This window comes from Shewanella sp. MBTL60-007, assembly GCF_019654915.1.
Classification (GTDB): Bacteria; Pseudomonadota; Gammaproteobacteria; order Enterobacterales; family Shewanellaceae; genus Shewanella.
Map to the genome: position 1 here is coordinate 1 of NZ_BPET01000145.1, position 1089 is coordinate 1089.

The following is a 1089-nucleotide window of genomic DNA, read 5'->3' on the forward strand; positions in this document are numbered from 1 at the left end:
CCCGATTTCAGATAATAAGTGCGACATTCATGGAAAGGTGTAGAAGAAGAAGCCAACTGCTGAAAGTGGTACGCTCTTCTCGCCAAAGAAACAAGCAGTACTACCATGAATTATCAGCAGTTGACCGAGGGCAGAAGATACCAGATTTCTGCTCTTTTGGAACGGGGAATTTCGGTTTCTGAAATAGCTAAAACCGTTCAGTGCCATCGCTCTACGGTATATCGGGAGCTTAAACGCGGCAGCAAAGGCAGTCATTATTGCCCAAGCGAAGCTCAGGTATTCTCAATCAAAAAACGCACATCAGCGCGGAAATACAGAATACCAAAGGAGCGTGTTGATTTTATCCGCCTCCTTTTAGAAGCAGATTGGAGTCCAGAGCAGATTTCCAGTGTATTAACTAGAGTCGGTGCCTCTGTCAGCCATGAGTGGATCTACCGATTTGTTGCGCAGGATAAACGCTTGGGAGGCAAGTTATATCGCCACTTGAGGCAAGGTCACAAGCGGTATCGTCGCGGTGGAAAAGAGAAAGCGCCAGCGATCAAGAATGCTGTTTCTATCGATGATAGGCCAAGCATCGTTGACAGTAAGGAGCGATTGGGTGATTGGGAAATCGACACCGTATTAGGCAAACATGGCACTGGTGCTATGGTGACAATTTTAGAGCGTAAAACACGATTTTACGTGGTCAAGAAAGTGCCATCGAAGTCAGCAGATGATGTCACCCAAGCCACCATAGAGCTACTCATGCCTTATAAGGAACATGTCCATACCATCACGGCAGATAACGGGAGAGAGTTTGCAGGCCACGAAACCATCGCAAAGGCGTTGGAGGCTGATGTGTACTTTGCTCATCCTTATAGCTCTTGGGAGCGTGGAGCCAATGAGAATGCTAACGGGCTTTTAAGGCAATATGTGAAGAAAGGAACCGACTTAACAACGGTAACAGACAGCGATATTGAATTCGCTGTATCACGGATAAATTATCGACCGAAAAAGTGTTTAGACTTCAAGCAACCAGCGATTGTCTTTAAAGAAATGACATTGGCTGCTTGATATTGGAGAGTGTCGCACTTCGCAGTTGAATTCGGG

At 46.2% G+C, this 1089-nt stretch carries 1 protein-coding gene; it reads left to right on the plus strand.

Annotated features, from left to right (window positions below; translation table 11 throughout):
* The first annotated feature begins 105 nt into the window (after nucleotides 1-105).
* On the plus strand, nucleotides 106-1053 hold the full coding sequence (locus K5Q92_RS23725; protein ID WP_014386666.1) for an IS30 family transposase: 948 nt from the start codon (nucleotides 106-108) through the stop codon (nucleotides 1051-1053).
* Nucleotides 1054-1089: the final 36 nt, after the last annotated feature.

What these genes read in the sequence shown, in the direction of transcription:
- K5Q92_RS23725 (WP_014386666.1), top strand. Translation starts at nt 106, where the DNA reads ATGAATTATCAGCAGTTGACCGAGGGCAGAAGATACCAGATTTCTGCT.